This is a genomic window from Bradyrhizobium sp. HKCCYLS1011 (assembly GCF_051167795.1).
In the GTDB taxonomy this organism is placed as follows: Bacteria; Pseudomonadota; Alphaproteobacteria; order Rhizobiales; family Xanthobacteraceae; genus Bradyrhizobium.
In genome coordinates, this window is record NZ_JBNPTT010000008.1 from 285,375 (window position 1) to 311,382 (window position 26,008).

Here is a 26,008-nt window from a genome sequence, read left to right on the forward strand (position 1 = left end):
CCAGGAACGTCGAGCCGGTTAGCTGCCGGGATCACCGTCGCTGCAGCACTCGCTGCGCTTATCAATCTGGTTGGCGGTCCAAGTCTCTATATCTGGGATCAGCTGCAGCCAAACGACGTGGCTTACCGCCTCGCAACAGCTATTTTCTAAGCTGGCGACTGCTACCAAGCCCCAATGGTCATTACAACGAGGATGGCCAGGAGAAAGACACAACAGATAGTCGCAGGGACGACAAACCATGCGGGTGTGGTCATCGTTGCCTCCCGAGCGGTTTATTCTGAAAGCCTATGTCGGATGGCTCGACGAGGACTATGAAGCGGCTAACACCTTGCAAACAAATTGCATTTTCAATCTACGGGGCTGAGCCCCACCTCATACACGCGACGCGCGCTGCGCGGACCGTAGCGTCGCTCGCGGTGCTTGGACGTGCGTAGTGAGCCCCGCGAACGTATTTAAGTGGTCCTTCTCGTCCAAGTGGGCCGCAACCCAATAGGCTGTTGCTGGATTTCGTCGGCACGGGCGAGTGCTCTTGAGATAGCACGATGTCTGCCTTGTCGGGTTGATCACCGGGAAGGAGTCGTTTCCTTGTCGGTGAACTTCGCATAGGTCCCGCTCTCGTGCGAAGCAATCGAGGTTTCTTTCTTGCTCTGCATTGCTTCGCGGAGCCTGTCATCGGCGCAGCGCGCAGGCCGGGTGGCTCGCAACGACTACGCGTTCTCCGGAAACGCCACCGTCACCCGCAATCCGCCATCGGGCGAGTTTGAGAGCGCAAGCCGCGCGCCGAGGGCATCGGCGATCTGTTTGACGATGGCAAGCCCGAGCCCGCTGCCGCCGGTGGTGCGGCTGCGCGAGGTCTCCAGCCGGAAGAACGGCTGGAACACCGCCTCGCGCGCCTCCGGCGGAATGCCCGGACCGTCATCATCGATGGCGACCACCGCGCCCTGATCGCGCAGCAGCCGCACCGTGCAATGCGGTGCAAACCGTAATGCGTTCTCGACCAGATTGACGAACAGCCGCCGCACGGCAACCGGTTCGGCCTTGATCGCCAGGGGATCATCGCCGAGCTCGGCGCGAATGGCGGCGCCGGTGTGCTGCTGGTCTTCGACGATGCTGGCGAGCAGGGCGCGCAGATCGACCGGCCGGTGCTGCGCCGTCGCAAAGCCGCCGCGGGCCACCGCAAGCCCATCGTCGAGCAGCCGCGTCATCTCGTCGAGATCGGCGGCGGCCTTGTCACGCTGCTCCTCGTCGGGCAGGCGCTCGATCCGCAGCCGCAGCCGGGTGATGTAAGTCTTGAGGTCATGCGAGACCGCGCCGAGCAGCAGCGTGCGACCGCGCACCAGCTCTGAAATGCGTTCCTGCATCTCGTTCACCGCGGTGATCAGTTTCCTGATCTCCGGCGCGCCGGCCGGCTTCACTTGCAACGTGGAGCCGTTGCCGGTGAACTGCTCGAGCGACCTGCTCAACGCGCGCAAGGGCCGGGCTTCGCGTGCGATCGCGATGACAGCGGCGATGCCGATGAATGCGCCGAGTAGCCCGATGCCGAATCCCGGCGGCCAGCCGAACAGCCGCCGCGCCACCGGCCCGACCGCCTCGAACGCAACGTAGTCGCCGCTGCGCAAGGAGACCGCGAAGCGGATCGAACGCTGCGTCGCGCGCCAGTAGTCGCCAAGGTGCCATTCGCTCCAGCGCGGCATCGTGTTGCGATAGCCGAGCGCGATCACCTCGCGCGGCTGCAATGCGCTGAGATAGAGCGACAGGAAACGTTCGACGATCGGCAGCCGCCGCATGCCGACCGCCGGCTGTGGCAGCTCATGCGTGATGGTGACATGCAGACGGTCGGAGCTGACCGCCTTCAGCACGGCGGCGCGCTCGGACGGCTCGGTCTTTTCGATCAGCTCGACGATGCCCGTCACCTGCTCGGGCAACGGGAACATTCGGACGATGAGGTCCTCGCGGGATTCGCTGACGAACAGCCAGGCGAGGCCCGCCGCCCACAAGGCGAGCAGCGCGAACAGCACGATCGCCATCAGGCGTCCTGCGAAGCCGAGCCGGCCGAGCATCTCTCAAGATTCCTTCACGGTGCCCGTGAAGATGTAGCCGGCGCTGCGCACCGTCTTGATCAGCTCGCCGTCGCGTTCGATCTTCTTGCGCAGCCTGCTCACCTGCACGTCGATGGTACGATCGAGTGGATCAGCCTGCCGGCCGCGCGTCCAGTCCATCAGCTGCTCGCGCGACAGCACGCGGTTCGGCCGGGTCAGGAAGCAGCTGAGCAGCTCGAACTCCGCGGACGTCAGCGCCACCTGATTGCCGTCGCCGTCGGTCACCTCGCGCTTGTCGAGGTCGGCGCTCAGCGTGCCGTTGACGACAAAGCGCCGGCTCTCGATCGGCGGCGGTTCGGCGCGGCGCAGGATGGCGCGGATGCGGGCGGCGAGCTCGCGCGGATTGAACGGCTTGGGCAGATAGTCGTCGGCGCCCATTTCGAGGCCGATGATGCGGTCGACGTCGTCGCCCTTGGCGGTCAGCATCAGGATCGGCACCCGCGACGACGCGCGCAGGCGCCGGCAGATCGACAACCCGTCCTCGCCCGGCAGCATGATGTCGAGCACGACCAGATCGGGCTCGCCGAAGGTGGCGCGAAAGCGATCCAGCGCCGCGCCGCCGTCGCCCACCTCGACCCGAAAATTCTCGCGCGACAGGTAATCGCGCAGCAGGCTGCGGATCTCGATGTCGTCCTCGATGATCAGGATGTGCGGCCGGTTGTTCATGGGCGGCACCATAGGAACAGAGGCGCCCGCCGGGCAAGCCGCCGCGGCGCCTCGATACAAATCGTTACGTTCGGCCGCTCCCTTTGCAATGCCACCGCAAACTCGCTCCGTGAGGCTGCTGTGGATGCCCACACAGGGGCCAAGCCGAACCGAGGGAGATGAGGACATGTCATCGATCAGGACGTATCTGGGTGCCGTGGTGCTGGCAGCGATCGCATTGCCGGCGTTTGCCGCCGAGCCGGGTGTCGATGACGCGAAGCGCCTCGCGACGTTCCGCGCCGGCGTCGCGGCCTGCATGTCGGACCGCGTCCGGCTCTGCCCGGATGTGACACCCGGCGAGGGCCGGATCGTGGCCTGCCTGGCCGCTCACACCGATCGGCTCAATCCGGTGTGCGCGGTGGCGATGGAACGGGGAAGCGAGGCCTTGATGGCGCTTGCGCGGGCGATGCGTCCGAATCCCATGGCCAAGACGTCCTCGGACCGCGACTCCGGAAAATAGCCGCCCGGCCTGAGGTCATGGTGTCCTGTTGCGGCCCCTCATTGCGTCTCCGCTCAACCTGTGCTGTGAGAGCCGGGATATCCGGGACAAGGGGAGAGCGCGATGCGCAGATTTTGGACCGTGCTAGCGACGCTGATGACGTTGAGCCTGACCAATTGCGGCTATAACGCGATCCAGGGCAATGACGAGCAGGTCAAGGCCGCCTGGTCCGAGGTGGTCAACCAGTATCAGCGGCGTGCCGACCTCGTGCCCAATCTGGTCAACTCGGTCAAGGGTTTCGCCCAGCAGGAGAAGGATGTCCTGCTTGGGGTCACCAATGCGCGGGCCAAGGTCGGCAGCATCCAGGCGACGCCGGAGGTGATCAACGATCCGGCCGCGTTCCAGAAGTTCCAGCAGGCGCAGGGCGAGCTGACCAGCGCGCTGTCGAGGCTCCTGGTCGTCACCGAGAACTATCCGCAGCTGAAGTCGGATGCGCTGTTCCGCGACCTGATGTCTCAGCTCGAGGGCACCGAGAACCGGATCACGGTGGCGCGCAACCGCTACATCAAGTCGGTGCAGGAATATAACGTCGCGATCCGCACCTTCCCGAACAATCTCACCGCGATGATGTTCGGCTACAAGGAGAAGCCGAACTTCACGGTCGATAACGAGCGTGAGATCTCGGTGGCGCCGAAGGTCGATTTCAACGTGCCCGCACCGGCACCTGCGAAATAGTTCGGAGCGGGGCGACCGTGCGCGCAATCCCGGCAGCGAGGACACTCGTCGCGGCGCTCCTTCTGTGCGTCGCATGTCTCGCGTCGGCCTTCGCCGACGTCCCGGTGCCGCAGCTCACCGCTCGCGTGGTCGATCAGACCGGCACCTTGTCGGCCTCCGACATCGCGGGCCTGAACAGCAAGCTGAAGGATCTGGAGACGCATAAGGGCAGCCAGGTCGCGGTGCTGATCGTGCCGACCACGCAGCCCGAGACCATCGAGCAGTTTTCGATCCGCGTCGCGGAAGCCTGGAAGATCGGGCGCAAGAAGATCGATGACGGCGCGCTGCTCGTGGTCGCCAAGAACGACCACCGGGTGCGGATCGAGGTCGGCTACGGCCTGGAAGGCAGCCTGACCGACGTCACATCCAGGCGCATCATCGACGAGGACATCACTCCGAAATTCAGGACCGGGGACTTTGCTGGCGGCATCGATGCCGGCGTCGACCGCATCATCGCCGTGGCCAACGGCGAAACACTGCCGGCGCCGGAGCCGCAGGCCTCGCATGGCGTCGATCTGGATTGGGACAATATCAGCTCGCTGGCGCCCTTTGTCCTGGTCGGCGCAATCGTCATTGCCGGCTTCCTGCGCGCGATCCTCGGCCGGTTCTTCGGCGCGATCGCGACCGGCGGCGTGGTTGGTGTGATCGCCTGGGCGATCGCGGGCTCGCTCGCCGCAGCTTTTCTGGTCGGCATCGTCGGCTTCGTCGTCGCGATGTTTGGGGACGCGCTCAGTTCGTTCGGGCCGCCGGGGCGCGGCTATGGCGGCGGCTGGTCAGGTGGCTCGTCGTCGGGCGGCTGGAGCAGCGGCGGCAGCCGATCGGACGATGGCGGCTTTTCCGGGCGTGGCGGCAGCTTCGGCGGTGGCGGCGCCTCGGGAAGCTGGTGAGGGGATGGGCTGGCGAACATGAGCATCACGCGCATTCTGCGGCATCTGCTCGAGCATCATTGGCGGGTGCGACGCGTGTTCCCGTCCGACATGCGCGACCGCATCGCGCAGGCGATCACCACGGCTGAGGCCACCCACTCCGGACAGGTGCGCTTCGTGGTCGAAGGCGCGCTGGACGGCAGGCCGCTGTTCCGCGACCAGCCGGCGCGCGAACGTGCCCTGGATCTGTTCGCGCATCTGCGGATCTGGGACACCGCCCAGAACAACGGCGTCCTGATCTATCTGCTGCTCGCCGACCGCGATGTCGAGATCGTCGCCGACCGCGGCATCGACGCTCGGGTCGGCAAGGAAGGTTGGGAGCGCATCTGCCGCGCGATGGAGCAGGATTTCCGCCATGGCCGGTTCGAGCATGGCGTCATCGCCGGCGTCGCGGCGGTATCGCGCGAACTGGCCAGGCATTTCCCGCCGCGTGCCGGCAGCCCGAACGAGCTGCCGGACGAGCCGGTGGTGATCTAGGTGCGGCTATCCGAGCCGGTGCTTCACATAGAGCGCAAGCGGCACCGCATAGAAGAAATGCGACATGAAGCCGCCGATGATCACCATGGGATCGAGATAGTCCGGATGGTTGCTCGACACGACCGCGATGGCGACGTGCATCACGATCCAGAGCACCACGGCGAAGAACAGCGCCACCAGCGTCGCCTCATAGCCGCGGCGACGGAAATACGGCCAGATCAGCGCGAACACGACACCCCAGGCCAGTGCGAACACGAAGTGGATGCCGGTGCCGACGACATAGGCAATGGCTCCCAGCGAATCCTGCACGCCCTTGCCGAACACAAGCCCGGTGGCATTGCGCGGAATGCCTGCGAGCGGCATCAGATGCTGTACCCCGACCCAGACGATGGCCTCGTAGATCCAGATGATGACGCCGCCGAGCAGGCCACCCATAAGGCCGGCGCGGATGGCGAGGCCGCGGTCTGAGCTCACGGCATCGGATCGTGCGAGGTCGTTCGCAGCATAAGTACTCATCGTTGTCCTCCCCATTTTATATTTATTTGATCAGCCTAGCTTGGAACCGGCTGGTTCGGAAGTGCACGCCTGCATCATCATGCGATGCACATCTACGAACTGTGCACCGCATGATGGCGCCAGCGCCGACATCAATCAGTTCGACCTGGAAGGCGGTCAGAAAATGGGACGGGAAGGCAACGTCAGCAACAATTGGAAACGCCAGTCGGGCGCCAATCGGTTAGCTGAAGTCCGTTGTGGCGCGGCGGCCCTCGTTGGTGCCACCACGGAATGGTTCACCACTGCCCGGGCTGCGCCGGTGCCCTGCCTCTCTCGAACAGATTGACCGGCGGCGAAACCGGCTCGGGGGCCGTCTCCAGCCGGTTATAGCTCCATCGCGGATAGTCCCGCGCAGGATGTTTGACGCGCATCGGTTTGGTAACTCGCGCGCGTTCGGACGCGGCTGTTACGTCGTGCGCGCTGGCCAGCGACGCCGCAGAGAATGAGATGACGACGGCGCCGATCGCCGCGGCAAGGAATGGTCGGGTCATGTTGATGCTCCAAGCGATACATGAACGAGCGGACCGCGACCACACTGCTGATGCATGGCGCGGTGATCGTTCCGGTTTCAAATGCATCTCGCCCCCCTGCATGATTAGGGGCGAAAAGCCGAAAGCACCTTTCGGCTGAAGCAAATATTGGGATGCTCAAAGGTTTCAGAGAGACCGTTGGCGCGCGCCGGCAGCCCGGCTCACATCGCTGTGAAGGGTGATAACAGGACAGCGGGCATGAGGACCTGCCGTCCAGCCGATGTCAGCGGTAGCGCTCCGCCATCGCGCGCGCGAGTTCAGCCATCATGTCGCGCAGGCCGGCAGGCTCCAGCACCTCGGCATCCGGGCCGAAGCGCAGCAATTCGGTCGCCGCGTGCCACGCCGTCATGCCGATCGGGATCGTCGCAATCCGCCAGCCATCGGCATCAGCCGTTTCCGAGATGCGCGTGCGCGCCCTGACATAAGGCTGGCTCACGACCTCCAGGAGCCTCACGCCACGCGGCGACAGCCGCACCTTGGCTTCGTTCGGATGCAGTTCGGCCTCGAGTCGTTCGGTGGCTGCGTGCCAATAGGCGGCGAGATCGAAATCCGAGGGCCGCGCGAAGGACTCGTCGCGTGCGCTGCAATCGAGGATGCGTGCGACGCGATAGGTGCGCACGGTGCCGTCGATCTGGCCGGCGAGATACCAGCTGCCGCTCTTGAGCACGAGCCCGAGCGGGGCGATGCGGCGGCGCTTTTCCGCCCGCCAGCTCTGGTAACGGATGTCGATCACCCGGTCGGCCAGCAGCGCGTCGGCGATCGTCCGCAGATGCTGCGGCTCCTCGGCCTCGCCGAACCAGGCCGGGGCATCGAGATGAAAGCGCGCCTGCATCCGCCTTGCGTTGGGGCGCAGGCTGGCCGGCAGCGCCGCCACGAGTTTGGCTTGCGCCGCATTCATCGCGCCGTCCAGACCGAGCGCGGCGGCCGGACCCGGGAGGCCTGCCATGAACAGCGCGTCGGCCTCGGTCGGCGACAAGCCGTTCAGGCGTACGCGATAGCCGTCGAGCAGGCGGAAGCCGCCTTCGGCACCGCGCTCGGCATAGACCGGAATGCCGGCCGCTGCGAGCGCATCGATGTCGCGATAGATGGTGCGCACTGAGACCTCGCAGGCCTCGGCCAGCTCGGGCGCGGTGGCCCGGCCCCGGGCCTGCAAGGTGGTGAGGATGGAGAGCAGCCGGCTCGCGCGCATGACCCGTTAAACCATACCTGACACAGGATGTCAGGTATGGGGTGGCACAAAGAAGTCCCGCTATAACGACAAGAGGAGACCGCCCATGACGTCAGCCGACCGCATCACCCTGTATTACGCGCCGCAGACCCGCGCCACCGGCACCCGCGTGCTGTTGGAGGAGCTGGGCGCGCCCTATGATCTGCATGTCCTCAACATGAAGGCGGGCGAGCAGCGCCAGCCGGCCTATCTCGTCGTCAATCCGCTCGGCAAGGTGCCGGCGGTCAGCCATCGCGGCCAGCTCGTGACCGAGCAGGTCGCGGTCTATATCTATCTCGCCGATCTGTTCCCGGAGGCAGGGCTGACGCCCGCGCTCGATGATCCCCTGCGCGGACCGTATCTGCGCTGGATCGCCTATTACGGCTCATCGTTCGAGCCGGCGCTGATCGACCGCTACATGCAGCACACGCCGGCGCCAGTGACGCAGTCGCCCTATGCCGATTATGACACGATGCTCGGCGCGCTGGAGGCGCAGCTCGCCAAGGGACCCTATCTGTTCGGCGAACGCATGACCGCGGCCGACGTCCTCTGGGGCACCGCCTTCAGCTGGACGTTGATGTTCGGCCTGGTGCCGAAGCGCGATGTGTTCGTCAGCTACGCCGAGCGGATGACCGCGCGTCCGGCGTTCCAGCGGGTGAAGACAGCGGATGAGGAGATGGCGGCGCAGCACGCGGCGGCGATCTGACGGTTAGTCAGTGCGTGATGGCAGCGGGATCGCCGACGAGAACAAATTGTCGGGATCATACCTGGCCTTCGCGCCCAGCAATCGCGCGCTGTTGTCGCCATAGCTCGCCGCAGCGCGCGCAGTCTCGGATCGCGCCAGCAGGTTGGGATAGCCACCCGCCAATGCAGTGGCAAAGCTCTCGCGCGTGCGCCGCGCCCAATGTGAATGCGCGCGTTCGTCGTCCAGATTGCCGCGGTCGTCAAAGGCCGCGACGATCTCCACCAGCACATGGTCGCGGCGCAGTGCGAATGGGGTGGCATCGGATGCGACGCGCGAGGCCGCGCCCTTGAATTCGTGCGTCACCAGCATGCATCCTGGAGAGGGCGCGACCGCCATGGCCCGAACGAACGCTTCGATGGCCGTACGATCGAACGCTGGAAGCGAGCAGGTTTCCATATAGGTGCGCCGTCCATTGACGATCTGCGCATCGAAGGCCGCCAGGAACATGCCGTTGGATTGTCGTACGATGCTGCCGGCAATGAGGGTGCCGAGCTTGAGAAACGGCGCGAGCCATCTCTGGCCGTCCGCAGGATCGCCGCACCAGGCAGGCACAACGACGACCATCGGCGCGCCGCTCGGATCGGCCGCCAACACGAACTGCACCGAAAGAGCGTCCGGGCTTGCTGCCGTGAGCGCAGTCGCGGCAGCTAGCACGGTCGCAGCCTCGCCAATCGGATAGATCAGCATGCCGGACCATAGGCCCGGGCATTCATGAAGTCGGTGCTGCATTCTGGTGACGACACCGAAATTGCCGCCACCGCCGCGCAGCGCCCAGAACAGCTCCGGATGGTTCTCCGCATCGGCGGTTACGATCCGTCCGTCGGCGAGCACGACCTCTGCGGCAAGCAGATTGTCGAGTGCCAGGCCGCAGCGCCCGATGAACGGGCCATAGCCGCCACCGAGCGTCAGGCCTGCCATGCCGACACAGCCGACGGAGCCCGCGACCACCGCGCCGTGCTGCGGATCGGTGATGGCGGCGACATCCGCGGCCAACGCGCCGCCTCCGATCTCCACACGCTGGTTGCCGGGCAGGATCCTGACCTGCCGCATGCCACCGAGATCGATCACGATGCCGTTGCAAAGTGCCCGGCCCGCCCAGTCGTGGCCGCCACAGCGAACCGAGAGTGGCAAATCGTGCTCACGCGCAATACGGATCGCGGCCTGAACATCGTTGGCAGTCTGACAGCGGATGACGGCGTGCGGGCGGCCATCGCTCGCGGGCTTGGCCCAGATCCGGATCGCGGCGTCATAGCCTGCGCTGCCGGGCCGGAAAATCCGGTCGGCCAGGTGAGAGCCATATTTCAGCGCCGCTTGTTCGGATAGTTCGCTCACAGGTGATCTCCAAGTCGCAATTCATGTCGCAAGTCATGCGCCGGTCTCGGCGCATGCTCATCTATCGAGCGTTGCGCGTGGCGATCGTGAAGATTCCTGCTGTTTTGCGGGAGACAATCAGAGTCCGATATCGGATGGCGCAACGCCGTGAACGCGCCGGATCCAACGCGACAGATGACTTTGATCGGAGAAGCCGGTTTCGGCGGCGATGTCGGCAAGCCGCGTCCGTCCTTCACGGATCCGTGCGACCGCCGCCTGGAGCCGAAGGTGCACGACATAGCGATGCGGGGTCATGCCCACGCTGCGCGCAAACGCACGCGTGAAGTGAAACGGGCTGCGACCGGCGAGACCGGCAAGCTCGGCCACCTCGATGGGCTCCGCCAGCCGTGCGGTGACATAGTCCCTGATCCGTTGCAGCGTGGGCGCGCCAATGATGCCGCGCGAGGGACGCGCGGGCGACGACATGTGAGTGTCGACGAGGCGGCTCATGAACTCGTCGTTGATCTCGCTCCAGAACAGCGGGCCATTGGGATAGTCGGCCCGCGTCTCCGCCACGAGCCGCTTGACGATTGCAAGTAGCTCCGCGTCATAGCCTGACAGGCGCTCGTTCAGTCGGCCTTGCGGCACATCAGCTTCCGCAGCGGCCAGGGTGAGCCGGCGAGGGTCGACGGTGAGCAGCAGCGTGTCCATGTCCGCTTCGGAGTCGACCGAGCAGTCGATCCCGGCTGGGCAGATCGCGAGCGCGCCGTAGCCCGGCTCGTGCACGAGCTTGCGTCCTCCCATCCGGCAATTCAGTCGCTGGCGCGGCGACAGCTGCAGGAAGATCAGATGCTGGTGCGCAGTCCCGTTGAAATAGGCGGCCTTCGCGAAGCGCGTTCGCAGCAGCGACACCCCGCTCTCTCCGCGCGGCGCTGCCGTCATCAGGATGGCTGGCGGCGCGCCGTCGTGCTGCGCCCACTTGATGTCGCCGAACTTCATATCGTGCTGAACATGATGCCTGGAATCAGCATGTGAGATGCCGATTCGTAACACGATTGGTAAAATGCTCGTGAGCAGCGGATGTTTGTAGTTGGCGTCGGAAGGTGGAGGCAAATGCCAACATAATGTCGTGACGTCGGCAAATTTCCGACACATGGCGGCGACGAAAAGGTGTATCTCCGACATGACGCATGGCGAGAGCGGCTCCGGTTCCTGGAGCCTCGAATCGCATTTTTTTCGAAGAGGCCCGCGTGGCGCATCGATCTCTCGTCGCGATCCTGTTCGCTGTCACTGTCCTTGCTTCTCCGGCCCTCGCACAAAGTGCTCCACCGCTTGCCGCGGCGCACGCCAATGAGGTGCTGACACCCGAGCAGGCGCGGCGCGCGCTCGACACGCTGCAGGACGACGCCAAGCGCACGCAGATGATCGAGACATTGCGTGCAATCGCCAATGTCGCGCCGCCGGCACAGGCGACTTCAGTGGCCGCAACTTCCACCGCCGGCCAGCCGCAACAGCCTGCGCCGGAGGAGAAACCGGCGATCCCGCTCAGCGCGGATAGTCTCGGCGCTCAGCTGCTGCTCGCCGTCTCGGAGCAGGTGACCGAGATTTCGCAGGATATCGCCGAGGTCGTGCGCACGCTGACCCATTTCAAGGCGTTCTACTGGTGGTTCATCCGCACCGCCAACGATCCCTTGGCCTACAACCAGCTCATCGACATCGCCTGGAAGCTCGCGCTGGTGCTCGGCTTCGGCTTGGCGGCCGAATGGGTTGGCGTGCGACTGATCAGGCGGCCTCTCGCCTATCTGGAGCAGCGCATCCCACAGGCTGCGCGTGCGCCGGCCCAGGCTGTGATGATCGCCGATCCGCCATCCTCCGTAGCCGACATTCTCGACGAGCCCGCGCCGCAGCGCCGCCGTGTGTCGCTGGTGCGGGTCTGGCAGTCCGTCGTCCGGCTGCCCTTCGTGCTCGGCCGGCTCATGCTCGAACTCTTGCCGGTGCTCGTCTTCGTTGCCGTTGCGACCTCGCTGCTGGGCACCGGGATCGGCGATCAGCCGACCGTGCGCCTCGTGATTCTGGCCGTCGTCAACGCCTATGCATTGTCGCGTGGCTTGATCTGCGCGGTGCGCGCGCTGTTTGGTCCGTTCGGCCTGATCCGCGTCCGCGGCGAAACCGCGGCCTATATCGAGATCTGGGCGCGCCGTATCGTCGCCGTGGCCGTCTCGGGCATCTGCTTTGCCAATGTGGCGCTGCTGCTCGGGCTGCACCGCGCCGGCTATTGGGGCCTGCTGCGGCTGGTGATGCTGGTCGTGCATCTCTTCGTCGCGATCATCATCCTGCAGTGCCGCCGCCAAGTCGCGGATCTGATCCGGGCGCCGTTCGGCCAGGTCGGGATTGCGGCGCGCGCGCGTAATCGCGCCGCAGCGCTGTGGCCTTACTTCGCGATTGCCTTCGACATGGCGCTGTGGGCGGTGTGGGCGCTCAACATCCGCAATGGCTATTCGCTGATGCTGCAATATTTCGTCGGCACGATCGCGGTGATCCTGGTCACCCGTCTGCTGACGTTGGTCGTGCTCAGCGTGATCGACCGCGGCTTCTCGATCCGGCCCGAAATCCTGCAGCGCTTCCCCGGACTGGAGACGCGTGCCAACCGCTATCTGCCGCTGCTGCGCCGGATCGTCGCCGCCATCATCGCGTTCGCAGGGCTCGTTGCCGTGCTCGAAGTCTGGGGCGTCGACGCCGTGGTCTGGTTCTATGGCGGCCAGATCGGCAGCCGGCTTCTCTCCGCGCTCGCCACCGTGGCCGTGGCAGCACTCGCGGCTGCCGCCATCTGGGAAATCAGCAATGCCCTGATGGAGCGTCAGATCGACGTGCTTTCGCACGAGGGGCACTACGTGCGGGCGGCGCGCCTGCGCACGTTCCAGCCGATGCTGCGGACGGCGCTGTTGTGCCTGATCGTCACCGTCGTCGGCCTGACTGCGCTGAGCGAGATCGGCGTCAACGTCGCGCCACTGCTTGCCGGCGCAGGGATCGTCGGCATCGCCATCGGCTTCGGCTCGCAGAAGCTGGTGCAGGACCTGATCACCGGATTGTTCCTGTTGCTCGAGAATGGCGTTCAGGTCGGCGATGTCGTCTCCGTCGCCGGGCTGTCGGGGACGGTGGAGAACGTCTCGATCCGCACCATCCGGCTGCGCGCCGCCGACGGGGCCGTCCACATCGTGCCGTTCAGCGCCGTGACCACGATCACCAATTCCAGCCGCGGCGCCGGGAATGCGGCGGTCAGCGTCAGCGTCGCCTACAAGGAGGATACCGATCGCGCCGGCGAGATCCTCAAGGACATCGTCGCCGAGATGCGCCGCGAGCCCGAATATCGCACGGCGATCCGCAGCGATCTCGAATTGTGGGGCGTCGACAAGGTCGATGGGTCGATGGCGACGCTGGTCGGCCAGATCCGCTGCACCGATTCCGGACGCTGGCCGGTGCAGCGCGAGTTCAACCGCCGCATGAAGCGCCGCTTCCAGGAGCGCGGCATCGAGATCGCTTCCAACGGCCAGATCATCGTGATGCCGATGCCGCAGGCGGTAGATGAGGTCAGTGCGGACGGCGCGCAGCGACGGGCGTTGGGGTAGGCGGCCGTGTCACACCACCGTTATTTCGGGGCAGCCCGTCAGGGCTGAACCATGCCGATTTGCGTAGTCAGGTATCCCCCAGGCACGCCCAAATAAACGGGCGGCGGCAGACTGGCTTCGCCGCGGCATCGCGACGAAACCAACGCCGCGCACATTCCGCTGAAAACTGCGAAGTGTCTTGTCGCTTCGCCCTCACCAACTTCGACGGCGTCGACGGCACGCTCAAGTAGCTGGCGGGAAATCCGAGAGCGACGATGAACCGACATAAACTCCAGAGCGACCCATCCATACGCGGATCTTTCAATCTGAGTTCTACCCGTTTCTCAGTCGGTCTCTCCTTGGGAGATAATCAAAATGGCGTCGCCCGGGAAAATCCAGGAGTACAGATCGCAAGTACCAGATACGATTGCGGCGAAGTTGTTCAATTTCGAAGTCGGCAAGTTCGCCATCAAGCCGGAACATTCCAATTGGCTGATGAGTGTCGTCGCTCCGAAACTGAGGGACGGAGGAAGCCTGACAATCATAGGACTTGCAAGTCGTACCGGCAGCGACGATTTCAACATGCAATTGTCGCAGAACAGGCTGCGGGCCGTCATTGATTTCCTTCGCAGGCAAGTGCCCAACAATTTCAAGATTGCGCTCGAGGTGGCGAAAGGCGAGCGCGCAGCTATGTATGCAGGTGAAAAGGATGGGGTGGAAAACGAAAGCTGGCGTGCTGTCATCATCTCGGTCTGGAACAAACCAAATCCGCCGCCGCCCCCGCCACCACCGCCGCCTCAGCCGAGACCTCAAATAGATCCGGTGGAGCACAAGTCCTACCAGCGTTGGCTTGGCTTCGGCGTCAAGTCTGGCGGACAGTTGTTGATCGGCGGCGTCGAGAGCACGACCGCGTACGTCGTGAACTTGGGAGATTTGGAGACCTTTGATCTCCAGATCATCAGCAGCCGGTGGGGACTGGGTCTTGGCGGCAGCGGAGGGGCCGTTGCTGTTCTCGGCTTTGGTTTCACGGTTCCATATGAGTTGCACCGTCAACCCTTGAACGACTGGGGCGTCAACGTCGCTTTTACCGAAAAGCTGGTCTCGAAATCGGCGCTGCAAGCAATCCATCAAAGCAAGTACTTCATCGATGGCTTCAAGAACGGTCGATACGTGGCGCCCGCGCTAAATGCTCGAAAGACCTTCACGGCGATTGGCTTACTTCAGAACGTGAGAAATGCACTCCACACGCTGTACGGAGGCCTCGAGGCAGCCAAGGGCTCGGGCGTCATTGTGCTTGATTTGCCGGTTCTGGGTGTGGGACTTGAATTGTCCGCTTTCTTGACGCGAGGAACCATGTACGTCTCGAATCCATCCCAATGGATTGAACCGAGCTAAAGGCTCGGACGAGCCTCGCCAAACCCTCGCCGTCGTAGCATGCGATGCTGTTCGATGTCGCGGTTGGGTAACAAGCGGCCTTGTCACTCATCACCACGCCCCGTCGGCTCTACCTTTGCGACCGGACATTCGCAGTGTCAAAACGATCTTCGGCTATGGGCCACAAGCGGACTTACTTGTTCTCCCGTTGGACCCAACCGGTTGCAATTGCGTCCGCCCAACTGCGCATTCCTCTGCTGCGCGCGAGTTCAGCCATAGGTGCGTTATCGTAGGGCACGTGCCGCATGGTCACCAGCCAGCCCTCTCCGGCCCGCTCTAAGATCGCATATCGCGCGTGAGGCGCGCCGACCTCAACCACGTAAGGAACCGGCGTCCTCCCGTCGTAACCGGGCAGTCCAACGCTGCCGGGATTAACGACTAGTCGTCCATCTCTCAGGCGGACAACTCTCGGAATGTGAGTGTGCCCACACAAGATGAGCTGGGCGTTGATCCCCTCAGCTTCGGGCTCAATGGCCTCGATCGGACTGGCGCGCACATCACCGTTCTCGGTTACGTAGTCGAGCCAAAAAGCAGCGTCGTTCCTTGGCGCCGCATGGCATAAGAACACTTGGTCTCTGTATATCAGCGTGGGTGGCATACTCGCCAGCCAATCGAAGTGCTTGCGCTCAAGCTGTCGGAAATCGCCGCGAGTCGAAGTGCCCTCCTGCCTAAGCTCGATGAGGATTCGATCCTGATCGCCGCGCACCGACGGAAAATCTCGTTCAATCAGCAAGTCCGCAGTTCTGGCCGCCTCCAACGGACCGCTGACGTGGTCACCGAGGTTTACAACCTCGTTGATGCCGAGCCCGGCAATGTCCGCAAGTACGGCTTCAAGCGCCGGACGATTTCCGTGCACATCTGCGATTGCAGCAAATTTCATTTGGCCCTCCAATTCGAGATGGCCGACGATTCACGCATTGCGGGAGGATGCAGGACTAGCCGTTCTCTTTAGCTGCATTTGTAGAAGCGCCCGCAAGCTGAGTATCAAATCGGCGCTGGCAGGAGAATTACACAATCAATGCGGCGCAATCAAGCGATGGCGATGAAGTCCGATTTGGGTCAAAAGCGGTCTTTAAGTCCTCCGGCAGTTCACGTCCGGTCGCCCGCCGAGAGCGGACATCCTCGACCCAGGCTGGAAGGTCCGAGGTGGGCCACAAGCTGACATTTGCGGGTGTGCGTAATCAGCCGATCGGCAGCCAAAGCCGCATCCAATCTCTAGAAGGTCAGACCACAGCTCACCTTCAAATTTCCCTCGGAGATTTCGATGTAAACGCTCTCCGCCGAGGCTTCCCTGGCCCATGTCAGCGAGATACTTCCAGACGAATGACGTTTTTCGAATGTGGGCAGACCGAGCCGGTCGATAAGAGTATTCCTCGTATCTTGAATGGCATTCGGGCCTGCTGGCTGCATTGGTTTGACCTGCTCCTCTACGTCGAGGCCATCCATGTGAGTGCAGATGCCGCTTGCGAATAGCCCCGGGGGCGAAGCCAAGGCTGATGTCGACAGCAGGCCCAGAACAAGCGCCAAACCCAGATAAGGAGTGATGATCACCGGCCACCGTCAACTTGATGCATGAGAACGGAACGACGTCACAAGCCAAGTTACCAAACACAATCGCTAATGTCAGCTCCGGGCCACATGCGGACGCGAACTTGACCTTGTGAGGGTACCAAACAGTTCGCTGTTGGGCAGCCTACTATTGAGCTTTGCCGTCGGTCGGAAGTCGGCACGATCGCTGCAATTCGGGGTTGACGATCTCTGTCGGAGAGCACTCCCTGAGAATGCCTCCGCAACTGGGCCCATCACTGCGATATCCGTCAAAGAAAATCACACACGCGTGGCCGATGTGGCCCCGGGGCGCCGCCACGCCAGGAAGAACAAGGAACCTCTTCGAATGAAGTCCCGGCGGCAGCATCATATCCCGCGTGATGACGTAGTCGACCGAGAAGTTGGTATGTTCGACAAGTTCACCGCGTGATGGGTACTGCCGACGAAATCCTTCGATCAATTGCTTGATTTCGGAGCGTTTGGGCGGTCTGATCGCTCCATCGTTCAGAAGCTGGATCAGCCCAGCTTCCTTCGGATAGGTCTCCGGCTCGAGCACAGGCACTGGCGAAACCAGGGACTTTGCGTCAATCGTACGGAAGCCTCCCCGGTGGTACATATGAAGCTCAAATTCGGCGTCCGACTTCCTGGGCGCTTCTCGTTCTGGCACCACGAATTGACCTGTTGGCAATTCCACCGAATGAGGCCAGCCTTCGAACGCGAGACGGTCCGCAGAGCGGCCGAAGTAGCGGTCGACGTTGTTCCTATCCTCGCGCGGTGTGATCGACGGAGTTCCGATGACCCAAGGGCACCGCGCCAGATCAGGAAATTCAACCTTCTCTTTGGGCAATCCTCGGGCCGCAACGCCGCGGCTTTCATTGCGGGCGACGATGAACACGCGATCGATCTGCTCCACGGCTCCCTCGAAATCCCATATCACGGCGTTTTGCGACTCGAGATAGATGGTCAAGGGGGCCGTCCCGGCTGCGACGTCAACACGGATGACCGTACTCGCTTGATCGGGATCACCAAGCTGCAAATTCGTCAGCGTATCTCCTTCCATGACGCCCAGGGCTATGAGCCGTTTGGTCGATTCAACCGAAGCGAATCTGCAATCGGAGATGTCTCTTGCGGGCGGAAAATGCGGCGCCACCCGAGCGAACGCCGCGCCGCAAACCAAGGCAATCAGTAGACCAGCCGCTGTCCTTTTCATCACTTTCCGTCCATCAAGTAATAGTGGAGCGTGACCGTAACACTTTAACAGGTTTGTATCGCGCATTGCTATCGACCGACCGTTCACGGACGTCCGCATCGGGTTAGAGGACTAAACCGCTCGCGCGGTAGGGCGCCGCGGTTGGCGACACGGCGAAGCAATAGGCGAGAGCTCATCATGACGAGCGGTGCAATTAGCCCGTCGGCGATGATCGGATGTCGAGGACCTGCTGATCTAAGTTCGTGGGGCAGCCCTATTGCGCGGGAGCCAACTTCGAAGTCGGCATTCTCGACCGTCATCGTGTGCATCATCTCGCTCGCTGGACCTCTCCAGGAATCTCGACGCAAGCAGGGTTACAAATGCAGTGATGCTCTTGACGGGCAACTCGAAACAGTTTCGGCTCAGTAGCCCCGGGGCTTTCCAGATCGATAGAGATCAGTTTGCCTCATGAGATTCGAACATCGAGGAACTCGCGTTTAGAGGTGTGGTATTTTTACCACGGCCAAGTTCTTGAAAGTACGGGTGCCGCCGAACATTAAATCCCCAAAGACGATCCTATAGATCGTCTGAAGGTTGTTTGAGGCGACTTAGCTCGACCATGCGGCATCGTCCTACGTCCCCCAGCGCGGTTTCCTCCTTTGGAGGCTTTCGGACGCCGGCCGCCCGAATATGCCGCGCGATCTCGGTAGCGGCCGGCATCCGAAACCCTTCACAGAAGCGGGCGTGTTTCCATGCGGTACGGCAGCCCGGCGAGGGCTTTGCGCGGAGGCCCTCATCCCAGGTCAGTCTCGCGGTAACCAGCGACCGAGATGGAGCGCCTCGATGGACCGTTTCAGAGAAGTTAAACAGGGCGGTGATCCAGCCAGCGCGACGCTTCGTTTCGTACGTTGACCCGGTGTTCCGAGCGGTCGCGTCGAGTGATCGGAGATGGTGTTAAGAGAGACGGTGGGAGCGATGGCTTCAAACCAAAATGAAGACACTTGTGCAGCTATTCAGTATCTCACTTGGGCACTCGAGCACATCGAAAAGATCGGAAATCAGAGTGCCGCCCGCCAAGTTCAGCTCGCAAGAGACGTGCTTGGTGCCGCACGGAGTTGGAGATCCATTCAGCGGCGCCAAAGTGATCCTGTTCCGGGCGGGTAACTCCATGTCCGCAAAAAAAGCGGCCGATCGGTCCCCCGACTGCTTACTTCCGGTCAAGGGCCGACATCGCTGGCGGAGACCGGCATGTCCGGGATGGGTCAAAAGCCGCCGTGTCGACTATAACCACGGCACTTCAGCTCCACCCTTCAGACCAGACCTTCCCGGGCTCGAAGAGATAGCCATGGGCCAACGGCGGAAGTCCTCATTCTTCAGCTCGGTTCGGGCCATCGCCCGAAGGCTTTGATCATGTTCAAGATAAAGAACGAAGCGTTTCATTTGGATATCGCTACCTACCCCCCACATTGCTCTTTAATGCGCTCATAAGCATCGATGTACTTGGAATAGAACTTCTTTTCTCTCGCACCGAGTGCGTAGGAGTGGCAGGCACCGTCAGGAAACGGAATCTTGCTCAAGTCAAAGTCCGGTTTTGAAAACCGCGAATGACAAAACGCCTGCTTCTGTGAACTGAAATGAAGGGAGTAGGTGCACCGATTTTCAGGAGGAGCGGCGGCCGGACCGCGGCAAGCTTCCCAAAGCTGATAAGTCCCGTCGAACTTTGTGAGGTCCAGTTGCGCTACGTCGAGCCCATCCCTTTCCTCGCTCGTGGAGACAAAGACGCATCGCTTATCTGGAATCTGACGTATCTCAAGACGCGTGCGTCGGTCGCCAAACTCCTCGAGCGTCGCTGAATCATCCGCTGTGCTCGTCAACTTGTATGAATATTCACCGGAAGGTCCATGAATGAGCAGCGCGACATCCGCCAAGATCACGGCAACAGGCCTCGGTTGTTCGGGCTGAGCAGGGCTCATCGATGCGACACAAATTGTTGCAGCGAGTGCAAGAACGATCCGGTTTAGAGAGCTGCTGCAAACAAGGTTTTGCTTCATGCGATTGTACCTACGTGCCGGCAGCAGACATCGCCGTTTCGCGCGGCATCCGTCGATTACTTGCCGCCTAAGTGTGATTAGGTTGTGAAAGGAATTGCAGCAACCTCTAACCTACAGAATGCTCAATTTTGAATGAAGCGGGTGCGACTTCCGATTTGGGTCTAAGACGGCCCTTCGGTTCTCCGCTATTTGGGCGGCCGTTCGAAAATGCTTGCGCTCGGTCAAGGACGTCTTTCCACGGAGACCGGCTTTATGGGAGCGGCCCCATGGTCCGGGTCAAGAGCTGATCGAACGGATCAAGCGTCAATTGAAGCGTCTGGCCAAAGATCGATGATGGCTGCTGGGCAAACGGCCCTTCGGCGCGCCGATTGCGAAGCTTCGGTCGATCCCTTGAGCGGACATGCTCGGAAAGAATCGGAAGGTGCGAGCCTGCTGATCCTGAGAGTGCCCGTCGGGCAGTTCGTGCAGGCACGCCATGCAGATATTGCCCGTCGTGCCACTGTGTCGCACCTGCGCGCGCTTGTCGTGTCGGGCAAATCAGGACGATCTTCTCCCCCGTCCCGCGCTCTTCAGGAGGGGCGTACGCGTCGTCACGATACGTGGGGTGCGGGATGCGATGGCCGCGACAACGTCAGGCGCTTTGCGCAAGACGACTGGCGATGTGGCGGACGGTGAAGTCGTGTGGTCCTGATATCCCGACGCTGATATCAAATTCGCGGCGTGCTCTTCGACATCGCTTTGCGATGCAAGGGCATGGTGCGGATGACGGTGGCCAGAAAGCCCGGTGCACCGAGGAGATCACGTATAAGTCGTAAGCCCATCGCGCAGGGAAGGCCGGGTCGTCCGGCTGGAACCTGTGGTACCTGCCGCCTGCATTTTTTTCGCAGGCGGGCCACAGGCCTCGGTCGAGGCCTGGCCTTCCCTGCGCCCTCCCTCTCGCGAGGGCGAGCCTTTGGCAAAGCTCGGACGCTTCATGCGCCGCGAGATTGCGAACGTGCGCAGGCCCTGGAATGACGGCCGCTGTGACCCCACGCAGGACTTAACCATGGGCGGCACGAACCGCCAGGTGTTTCCAAATGAGACAATTCTGCCACACATGGACCTTTTTCTCGGCCCAAATCTGCCCCGGAGAAATTCCTAAAACTTCGGTAAGACCGCGGAAAGTAAGACTTTGGCAAGAAATGGAAAGTTACCAAAGGCTCAACGTCATCTGGAGAATTCGAACGTGAGCGAACAGGCCGAACAGACCAGTGCCGGCGCCGTCGTTGCGGAGCCGGTTGCGACCCCGACGTCTCCCGCCGAGCCGAAAATCATGGACGCGGCGGAGCCGGCGGCCGTGGTGCTCCAGTCCCCGATGATCGCGCCCGATCACGAGGCGCCGACCGCCGATACGCCCCAGATCGAGGTCAAAGCTGACAGCAGTGCGGCAGCTGCCGCGACCGCCAAGATGGAGGTGGCCGAAGCGGATATGCCCAAGGCCGAAGCTTCCAAGCCTGAGCACGCCAAACCTGAGCACGCCAAACCTGAACAGTCCAAGATTGCCGACAAGCCTGCCGACGTGGCGGCCTCCGGCGCGGCGAAGCCGACTCTGACCATTTTGGAGCTGACCAAGCCCGCGCAGGCCAAAGTCGAACCGATCAAGGCCGAGACGCTGAACGTGGAGCCGAAGCTCTCCGCACTGGGCGCGTCGGCGCCAAAGCTCGGAGCAACGAGCGCCACGCCGCCCAAATTGGACGTGCCACCCAAGCGGTTGATCATGTCGCATGGACCCGAGGGCGCGTTGGGGGACGCTGCCGGGGCGGGCGCTGAACGTGCCGCAGCTGCTGCCGCCGCGAAAGCAAAGCTGAGACTCGATCCCTTCAAGTTCGACGGATCGGCAAAGGCGGCTGCCCCTGATCCCGCGCCTGCTGCCGCGAAGCCGAACACGCAGGTCCCGCCAGCTTCGGTGGTTGCGGGCCGGCGCGGTACGACGGCGATGGCGGCGATGTTCCTGCTCGCCATGCTGGCCGGGGGTATCGGTGGTGCAGCCGTGACCATGGCCTTGGGCCGCGGCTCAACCGAACAACCCGCCGCGACGGCCGCGGCCGACGATCCGGCGCTCGCGGCTTCCGTGGCGCGGATCGATTCCGATCTCGCCACCGTGAAGGCGGGCCTCGAGCAGACCAACCAGACCAGCCTGGTCGAGCTCAACAAGGCCGCCGAGCGCCTCGACAAGCTCGAAAAGGTGCAGGGCGAGCTGGCGGCCAAGCTGGCGAAGCCAAGCGAATTGCAGAAGCTGAGCGACGCCGTCGACCGGCTGCGCGCCGCGCAGGCCTCCGCGGCCGCGCCGGCAACGGCGAGGGAGACGGCAAGAGACCCAGCACGAGACACCAGGGACACGACGGCCTCGGTTGCGCCTGCACAGCTTGCCTCGGCGGCTCCCACCGCGCCGGCGCAGGCGGCGGCGCCCAAGCTTGATGCGAGCCGGCCGCGGATCGTCGAGGGCTGGGTGCTGCGCAATGTCGGTCGCGGTGCTGCGCTGATCGAAGGCCGCGACGGGCTGTACGAGGTCTATGCCGGCGACCCCGTGCCCGGGCTCGGCAAGGTCGATGCGATCAGGCGCCAGGACGGCCGCTGGGTCGTGGTGACGACGAGGGGTCTCGTGGTCTCGCGCTGACTTCCCGTCTGCTGAAACTGCGACGAGGCGCTCACCATCAGGTGAAGCGCCTCGTTGCATACTTGCCCGCAACTTTCCGCTTTTCGGCTATTTTCGAAGGCTACCAAGCGCCTGCGCGATGCGGCAGGAAATAAAACCTGCCTCGCGCTGTTCTTGTCCTGTGAAGGAGGCGCGTCTTGCGATTGTCGGTTCTAGGTCTTGCGATGCTGGCTTTTGCGCCATTGGCGCATGCGGGAGACAGCGCGCCGTTGGAACGCGGGGCCGCCGTCACCGAGCCCTATGCGCTGCGCGAGATCGATCGCACCACGTTCGGTCTCAATCGCGTGATCGTGGGGGAACGGATCAGTGAGACACCGGTGAGCGCAGCCGAGCTGTTCGCGCTGCCCCCGATGGTGCCATTGCGCAAGGCGCTCGACGCCGAATTCGATCGCTATATCGAGCAGCACAAGACGACGTTACCCGACGAGAGCATCGGGGTCGGCTCGTCCTTTGCGTTTCAGCTGTTCGACCGCGCCGTGCTGGATTCGAAGGACACGCGCTTCGTGCTGGCGGGTGCGGTCAACCGCATGGATCGCGCCTTCGTCGATCCCGCGCATTGCGGCGAGGTCCGGCTGCTCTATCGCCTGATCCGCACCAACCAGCCTGAGACCGGCGAAGACGCCGTCTCGCCGCGGCTGCCGATGACGCTCAATCTTGTGTTCAAGGCACGCGGCGACGAGGCCGCCAGGAGCGGCACGCCGTCCTGCGCCGAGATTGCCAAGCGCTGGCTCGATACGGCGGATATCGCGCTCACGGGCAGCGAGCTGGCCGCGAAACTGACCGCCGCAGATGGGCCGCTCGCTTTGATCAGGCCTGAGAATATCCTGCGCATCGAGACCAATCTGCAGATCGCACATGCGCCCAAATCGGCGGTGCGCGACTTCCGCACCGACTATATGATGAAGGTGTTCGACTATCACGCCGAGACCGGCACGTTCGAAGAAGCGGTCATGGAAGACCAGATCGATCGCGATCGGCTGTTGGCGGATGCGGATCTGGCGCGAGCGTTCAAGACATGGTTGCTGCAGCCGGATCATCTTGCCGAGCTCGATCGCGGCACCGTGCTGATCCCCGATCAGTTCCTGGCCAAGGTCGCGGTGGCGCCGACCCCGGTGGGCTTTGTCAATTCCGCACTGCAGCCGGCGTTCGGCCTGGTCCAGGGCGAGGACACCGCGCACGCGCCGGTGTTCAACGACACCGACGTGGTCGGCGCGCTGGAGCAGGCGGCGGCAAAAGGGGTTCAATTGCAGAACATCCGTTCCGTCGCCGGCTTCGAGCGGCGCTTGAACGACATCAGCTGCGGCGGCTGCCACCAGACCCGCGGCATCGGCGGCTTCCACTTTCCGGGCGTGGACTGGATGGCGGCAAAGCCTTCGAATACGACGACGGTGCCCGGCTCGCCGCACTTCTTCGGCGATCAGGTACGTCGCCGCGACATCCTGACGGCGTTCAGCGAGGGACGCGAGCCTGACTTCTCGCGCGGCTTCTCCAGCCGGCCGCAGGAACGCGGAAGCCAGGAGCTTGCCGGCACCGTCTACAATGACGGCTGGGGTGGCCATTGCTACGTCAAGCGGCCGGACGAGGCCGAGAACGACAAGAGCTTTTCGCCCTGGACCTGCGCGTCGGGCCTGTCCTGCCAGGCCAGCGCCAACACACGAATGGGCATGTGCTTCATCTCGACCCGATAGGCGCCGACGCGCGAACGCCCGACATGTTTGCGCGTTAAGCTCCCGGATGGCCAAAGTGACGGGAGCGGGCGATGAGCACGCAGGACCAGATCAACAAGGAGCGCGATCGGAAGATCGCGCAGAATGAAGAGCAGCGGCAGATCGCCGGTACCATCCGCGTCAGCGGCTGGACCATATTTTTTGCGATCGTCGCAGGCGTGATCGTGTTCTTCGTCGGCTGGGCCTGGCTGCACCGCTAGAGCATGATCCGGAAAAGTGCGAAGCGGTTTTCCGAAGAGATCATGCTCCATCAAAAACCTAGAGCGCGATGGCGATTCGACCCGATCCCATCGCACTCTAAGTCACGCGACCGCGCCGCGCGCGAGCAAGGCCTGGATTGCGGCCTCGTCGAAGCCTACCTCCCGCAGGATCTGGTCGCTGTGCTCGCCGACACCCGGGGGCTTGCGCGGTCGGACCTTGCGGGCGCCCTCGATCCAGATCGGGCTGTTGATGGTCAGCATCGTGTCGTTCTCGAACGGCACCAACACCTCGTTCTCGATCATCTGCTTGTCGGTCGGAATATCGTCGAGGATGCCGACCACGCCGAACACGAGGCCATTGCCGTCAAGGATCTTGCGCCATTCCGCCAGCGGCCTGGTGGCGAACACCCGGTCGAACTCTGCGATCAGTTCGACGGAATGTGCGTGACGGTCGGCCTTGGTGACAAAGCGCGGGTCATCGATCAAGTCTTCCCGGCCAAGACAGCGGGCCAGGATCGGGAACTGTTTCTCCTCGTTGAGCAGCGAGAGCATGACCCAGCGGCCGTCCTGGCATTTGTAGTGGTTGGCCACGGCGTTCAGCGCCCGCTCGCGTGGGCGCCGCTCGACGAACTGGGCGCCGCAGAGTTTTGCCTGCGCCAGCACCGAGGCGGCCCAGACCCCGTTCGCCATCAGATTGGAGGCGACGTGGCAGCCCTTGCCGGTGCGCTCGCGCTGATAGAGCGCGGTGACGATCGCACCGTAAAACGCCATCGCGCAGGGATGGTCGCCCATGCCCGCCACCGAGCGGGCCGGGGTGGTGGTCTCATCGGCGCGGACGAGATCCATCAGGCCGGAGCGGGCCCAATAGGCGTTACTGTCGAAGCCCGGCTTGTCGGCCTCCTCGCCCTTCTCGCCGTAGCCGGTGAAGGAGGCATAGATGAGCCGTGGATTGAGAGGGCCAAGCGTCTCGTAGGTGAGGCCGAGCTTGTTGCGCACCGATGGCGGGAAGTTGGTGATGAACACATCGGCGTCGGCCACCAGCCGCTGCAGGATCGCCTGCGCCTCGGGCTTGGTCAGGTCGAGCGCGAGGCTGCGCTTGTTACGCGCCTCCAGATGCCAGGCGTAGTTGTGCTCGCTGCGGGGATAGCCGGGCAGGTTCGGCAGGTTGCGATAGGGATCGCCGGCGCCCGGCGGCTCAATCTTGATGACGTCGGCGCCGAAATCCGACAACACGGTTGCCGCTGCGGGCGCAGCGATGAAGCTTGCGCAATCCAGCACCTTCAGGCCGTGGAAAATGCCCTTATCGCCCTTGCGGCTATCGTCCATGCGACGTCGCTCCCGTGCTCGCTTATTGTTTCCGCGCGCTGGAATTTTTCCTGCACGCGCCGGAGGTTAGGCGAGCATTTGACCTATCTTGGGGAGCGAGGCAATGGAATTGACCGGGAGCGGGCTTCTCGCTCCGGTCAGCTGCGTTGGTCTTGCTGGCTTTGACGCTTGCGGGCTTCGGACCAGTCCTGAATGCCCCGCGCGCCGTCCGTTAGACTTTCAGGTTCTCGGCCGAGCTTCTGCCCCGGTTGGCAATCTCCTCATACTCGATCGTCTGCCCCTCGTTCAGAGTGGTGAGACCGGCTTTCTGCACTGCAGAGATGTGAACGAAAATGTCTTTGCCCCCAGCTGCGGGCTGAATGAATCCGTAACCCTTGGTCGGGTTGAACCACTTGACCGTACCTTTAGCCATACGTTGCCTCCGCGGGAAAATACCAAGTCGGGCAAAGCAGTCCCCGCGAACCG

At 63.1% G+C, this 26,008-nt stretch carries 23 protein-coding genes; 10 read left to right on the forward strand and 13 right to left on the reverse strand.

The window, feature by feature from the left end; genetic code table 11:
* Positions 1–707: 707 nt before the first annotated feature.
* Together ACQR1W_RS27130 and ACQR1W_RS27135 are read right to left on the reverse strand one after the other, a co-directional pair.
* Positions 708–2,060 carry a sensor histidine kinase gene (locus ACQR1W_RS27130; RefSeq protein WP_434853674.1) on the reverse strand — a complete coding sequence of 451 codons (1,353 nt, stop codon included), beginning with the start codon at positions 2,058–2,060 and terminating at the stop codon, positions 708–710.
* 3 nt (positions 2,061–2,063) lie between these two features.
* Positions 2,064–2,765, reverse strand: coding sequence for a response regulator (locus ACQR1W_RS27135; protein ID WP_008970390.1), 702 nt, complete (start codon positions 2,763–2,765; stop codon positions 2,064–2,066).
* Positions 2,766–2,931: 166 nt separating this feature from the next.
* Between ACQR1W_RS27135 and ACQR1W_RS27140 the strand changes: the two genes are divergently transcribed.
* The 4 genes from ACQR1W_RS27140 to ACQR1W_RS27155 all read left to right on the forward strand — a co-directional run bounded on the left by ACQR1W_RS27140 (position 2,932) and on the right by ACQR1W_RS27155 (position 5,420).
* Entirely contained in the window at positions 2,932–3,264 is a 333-nt protein-coding gene (locus tag ACQR1W_RS27140) for a cysteine rich repeat-containing protein (RefSeq protein ID WP_434853675.1), read from the forward strand.
* A gap of 102 nt (positions 3,265–3,366) precedes the next feature.
* Entirely contained in the window at positions 3,367–3,978 is a 612-nt protein-coding gene (locus tag ACQR1W_RS27145) for a LemA family protein (RefSeq protein WP_434853676.1), read from the forward strand.
* A gap of 17 nt (positions 3,979–3,995) precedes the next feature.
* Positions 3,996–4,904, forward strand: a complete 909-nt coding sequence (locus ACQR1W_RS27150) for a TPM domain-containing protein (RefSeq protein ID WP_434853677.1) — start codon at positions 3,996–3,998, stop codon at positions 4,902–4,904.
* Between the two features lie 18 nt (positions 4,905–4,922).
* Positions 4,923–5,420 (forward strand): TPM domain-containing protein, encoded by a 498-nt coding sequence (locus tag ACQR1W_RS27155; RefSeq protein WP_434853678.1) that lies wholly within the window; start codon positions 4,923–4,925, stop codon positions 5,418–5,420.
* A 6-nt stretch (positions 5,421–5,426) separates the two neighbouring features.
* Here ACQR1W_RS27155 and ACQR1W_RS27160 read toward each other — a convergent pair whose 3' ends face one another.
* The 3 genes from ACQR1W_RS27160 to ACQR1W_RS27170 form a co-directional block, all read right to left on the reverse strand.
* Complete coding sequence (locus ACQR1W_RS27160; protein WP_434853679.1) at positions 5,427–5,936, reverse strand: hypothetical protein; 510 nt, start codon at positions 5,934–5,936, stop codon at positions 5,427–5,429.
* Positions 5,937–6,211: 275 nt separating this feature from the next.
* Positions 6,212–6,466, reverse strand: a complete 255-nt coding sequence (locus tag ACQR1W_RS27165; protein WP_434853680.1) for a hypothetical protein — start codon at positions 6,464–6,466, stop codon at positions 6,212–6,214.
* A gap of 262 nt (positions 6,467–6,728) precedes the next feature.
* Positions 6,729–7,694 carry a helix-turn-helix transcriptional regulator gene (locus tag ACQR1W_RS27170; RefSeq protein WP_434853681.1) on the reverse strand — a complete coding sequence of 322 codons (966 nt, stop codon included), beginning with the start codon at positions 7,692–7,694 and terminating at the stop codon, positions 6,729–6,731.
* Positions 7,695–7,779: 85 nt separating this feature from the next.
* Between ACQR1W_RS27170 and ACQR1W_RS27175 the strand changes: the two genes are divergently transcribed.
* Positions 7,780–8,418, forward strand: coding sequence for a glutathione S-transferase family protein (locus ACQR1W_RS27175; protein WP_434853682.1), 639 nt, complete (start codon positions 7,780–7,782; stop codon positions 8,416–8,418).
* A gap of 3 nt (positions 8,419–8,421) precedes the next feature.
* Here ACQR1W_RS27175 and ACQR1W_RS27180 read toward each other — a convergent pair whose 3' ends face one another.
* The gene (locus tag ACQR1W_RS27180) at positions 8,422–9,789 is read right to left on the reverse strand and encodes an FAD-binding oxidoreductase (RefSeq protein ID WP_434853683.1); all 1,368 of its coding nucleotides are present in this window, start codon (positions 9,787–9,789) and stop codon (positions 8,422–8,424) included.
* A 117-nt stretch (positions 9,790–9,906) separates the two neighbouring features.
* Complete coding sequence (locus ACQR1W_RS27185) at positions 9,907–10,767, reverse strand: helix-turn-helix domain-containing protein (protein WP_434853684.1); 861 nt, start codon at positions 10,765–10,767, stop codon at positions 9,907–9,909.
* A 251-nt stretch (positions 10,768–11,018) separates the two neighbouring features.
* Here ACQR1W_RS27185 and ACQR1W_RS27190 point away from each other — a divergent pair, with 251 nt between their 5' ends.
* Positions 11,019–13,394: a mechanosensitive ion channel domain-containing protein gene (locus ACQR1W_RS27190; protein WP_434853685.1), complete on the forward strand. Its 2,376-nt coding sequence runs from the start codon at positions 11,019–11,021 to the stop codon at positions 13,392–13,394.
* Between the two features lie 354 nt (positions 13,395–13,748).
* Positions 13,749–14,768 (forward strand): hypothetical protein, encoded by a 1,020-nt coding sequence (locus ACQR1W_RS27195; RefSeq protein WP_434853686.1) that lies wholly within the window; start codon positions 13,749–13,751, stop codon positions 14,766–14,768.
* A 172-nt stretch (positions 14,769–14,940) separates the two neighbouring features.
* Here the strand turns inward: ACQR1W_RS27195 and ACQR1W_RS27200 are convergent, their stop codons facing one another.
* The 4 genes from ACQR1W_RS27200 to ACQR1W_RS27215 all read right to left on the reverse strand — a co-directional run bounded on the left by ACQR1W_RS27200 (position 14,941) and on the right by ACQR1W_RS27215 (position 19,595).
* Positions 14,941–15,687 (reverse strand): metallophosphoesterase family protein, encoded by a 747-nt coding sequence (locus ACQR1W_RS27200; RefSeq protein WP_434853687.1) that lies wholly within the window; start codon positions 15,685–15,687, stop codon positions 14,941–14,943.
* A 335-nt stretch (positions 15,688–16,022) separates the two neighbouring features.
* On the reverse strand, positions 16,023–16,358 hold the full coding sequence (locus tag ACQR1W_RS27205; RefSeq protein WP_434853688.1) for a hypothetical protein: 336 nt from the start codon (positions 16,356–16,358) through the stop codon (positions 16,023–16,025).
* 145 nt (positions 16,359–16,503) lie between these two features.
* Positions 16,504–17,565, reverse strand: coding sequence for a hypothetical protein (locus ACQR1W_RS27210; RefSeq protein ID WP_434853689.1), 1,062 nt, complete (start codon positions 17,563–17,565; stop codon positions 16,504–16,506).
* Between the two features lie 1,433 nt (positions 17,566–18,998).
* Entirely contained in the window at positions 18,999–19,595 is a 597-nt protein-coding gene (locus tag ACQR1W_RS27215) for a hypothetical protein (protein WP_434853690.1), read from the reverse strand.
* A gap of 1,225 nt (positions 19,596–20,820) precedes the next feature.
* On the opposite strand from ACQR1W_RS27215, the gene ACQR1W_RS27220 reads away from it, so the two are divergent.
* From ACQR1W_RS27220 to ACQR1W_RS27230, 3 genes are all read left to right on the forward strand, one after another.
* Complete coding sequence (locus tag ACQR1W_RS27220) at positions 20,821–22,251, forward strand: hypothetical protein (RefSeq protein ID WP_434853691.1); 1,431 nt, start codon at positions 20,821–20,823, stop codon at positions 22,249–22,251.
* Between the two features lie 203 nt (positions 22,252–22,454).
* Complete coding sequence (locus ACQR1W_RS27225) at positions 22,455–23,978, forward strand: hypothetical protein (RefSeq protein WP_434853739.1); 1,524 nt, start codon at positions 22,455–22,457, stop codon at positions 23,976–23,978.
* Between the two features lie 71 nt (positions 23,979–24,049).
* Positions 24,050–24,217, forward strand: coding sequence for a hypothetical protein (locus ACQR1W_RS27230; RefSeq protein ID WP_434853692.1), 168 nt, complete (start codon positions 24,050–24,052; stop codon positions 24,215–24,217).
* A 102-nt stretch (positions 24,218–24,319) separates the two neighbouring features.
* On the opposite strand, the gene ACQR1W_RS27235 is transcribed toward ACQR1W_RS27230, so the two are convergent.
* Both ACQR1W_RS27235 and ACQR1W_RS27240 read right to left on the reverse strand, forming a co-directional pair.
* Positions 24,320–25,543: a CaiB/BaiF CoA transferase family protein gene (locus tag ACQR1W_RS27235; RefSeq protein ID WP_434853693.1), complete on the reverse strand. Its 1,224-nt coding sequence runs from the start codon at positions 25,541–25,543 to the stop codon at positions 24,320–24,322.
* Positions 25,544–25,754: 211 nt separating this feature from the next.
* Positions 25,755–25,955, reverse strand: a complete 201-nt coding sequence (locus ACQR1W_RS27240) for a cold-shock protein (protein ID WP_006609369.1) — start codon at positions 25,953–25,955, stop codon at positions 25,755–25,757.
* Between the last annotated feature and the right edge of the window lie 53 nt (positions 25,956–26,008).

Excerpts from the sequence above, each read along its gene's own strand:
- ACQR1W_RS27130 (WP_434853674.1), bottom strand. The coding sequence starts at position 2,060 with ATGCTCGGCCGGCTCGGCTTCGCAGGACGCCTGATGGCGATCGTGCTG.
- ACQR1W_RS27135 (WP_008970390.1), bottom strand. The coding sequence starts at position 2,765 with ATGAACAACCGGCCGCACATCCTGATCATCGAGGACGACATCGAGATC.
- ACQR1W_RS27140 (WP_434853675.1), top strand. The coding sequence starts at position 2,932 with ATGTCATCGATCAGGACGTATCTGGGTGCCGTGGTGCTGGCAGCGATC.
- ACQR1W_RS27145 (WP_434853676.1), top strand. The coding sequence starts at position 3,367 with ATGCGCAGATTTTGGACCGTGCTAGCGACGCTGATGACGTTGAGCCTG.
- ACQR1W_RS27155 (WP_434853678.1), top strand. The coding sequence starts at position 4,923 with ATGAGCATCACGCGCATTCTGCGGCATCTGCTCGAGCATCATTGGCGG.
- ACQR1W_RS27160 (WP_434853679.1), bottom strand. The coding sequence starts at position 5,936 with ATGAGTACTTATGCTGCGAACGACCTCGCACGATCCGATGCCGTGAGC.
- ACQR1W_RS27165 (WP_434853680.1), bottom strand. The coding sequence starts at position 6,466 with ATGACCCGACCATTCCTTGCCGCGGCGATCGGCGCCGTCGTCATCTCA.
- ACQR1W_RS27170 (WP_434853681.1), bottom strand. The coding sequence starts at position 7,694 with ATGCGCGCGAGCCGGCTGCTCTCCATCCTCACCACCTTGCAGGCCCGG.
- ACQR1W_RS27175 (WP_434853682.1), top strand. The coding sequence starts at position 7,780 with ATGACGTCAGCCGACCGCATCACCCTGTATTACGCGCCGCAGACCCGC.
- ACQR1W_RS27185 (WP_434853684.1), bottom strand. The coding sequence starts at position 10,767 with ATGAAGTTCGGCGACATCAAGTGGGCGCAGCACGACGGCGCGCCGCCA.
- ACQR1W_RS27195 (WP_434853686.1), top strand. The coding sequence starts at position 13,749 with ATGGCGTCGCCCGGGAAAATCCAGGAGTACAGATCGCAAGTACCAGAT.
- ACQR1W_RS27200 (WP_434853687.1), bottom strand. The coding sequence starts at position 15,687 with ATGAAATTTGCTGCAATCGCAGATGTGCACGGAAATCGTCCGGCGCTT.
- ACQR1W_RS27210 (WP_434853689.1), bottom strand. The coding sequence starts at position 17,565 with ATGAAAAGGACAGCGGCTGGTCTACTGATTGCCTTGGTTTGCGGCGCG.
- ACQR1W_RS27215 (WP_434853690.1), bottom strand. The coding sequence starts at position 19,595 with ATGAAGCAAAACCTTGTTTGCAGCAGCTCTCTAAACCGGATCGTTCTT.
- ACQR1W_RS27225 (WP_434853739.1), top strand. The coding sequence starts at position 22,455 with ATGCTGGCTTTTGCGCCATTGGCGCATGCGGGAGACAGCGCGCCGTTG.
- ACQR1W_RS27230 (WP_434853692.1), top strand. The coding sequence starts at position 24,050 with ATGAGCACGCAGGACCAGATCAACAAGGAGCGCGATCGGAAGATCGCG.
- ACQR1W_RS27235 (WP_434853693.1), bottom strand. The coding sequence starts at position 25,543 with ATGGACGATAGCCGCAAGGGCGATAAGGGCATTTTCCACGGCCTGAAG.
- ACQR1W_RS27240 (WP_006609369.1), bottom strand. The coding sequence starts at position 25,955 with ATGGCTAAAGGTACGGTCAAGTGGTTCAACCCGACCAAGGGTTACGGA.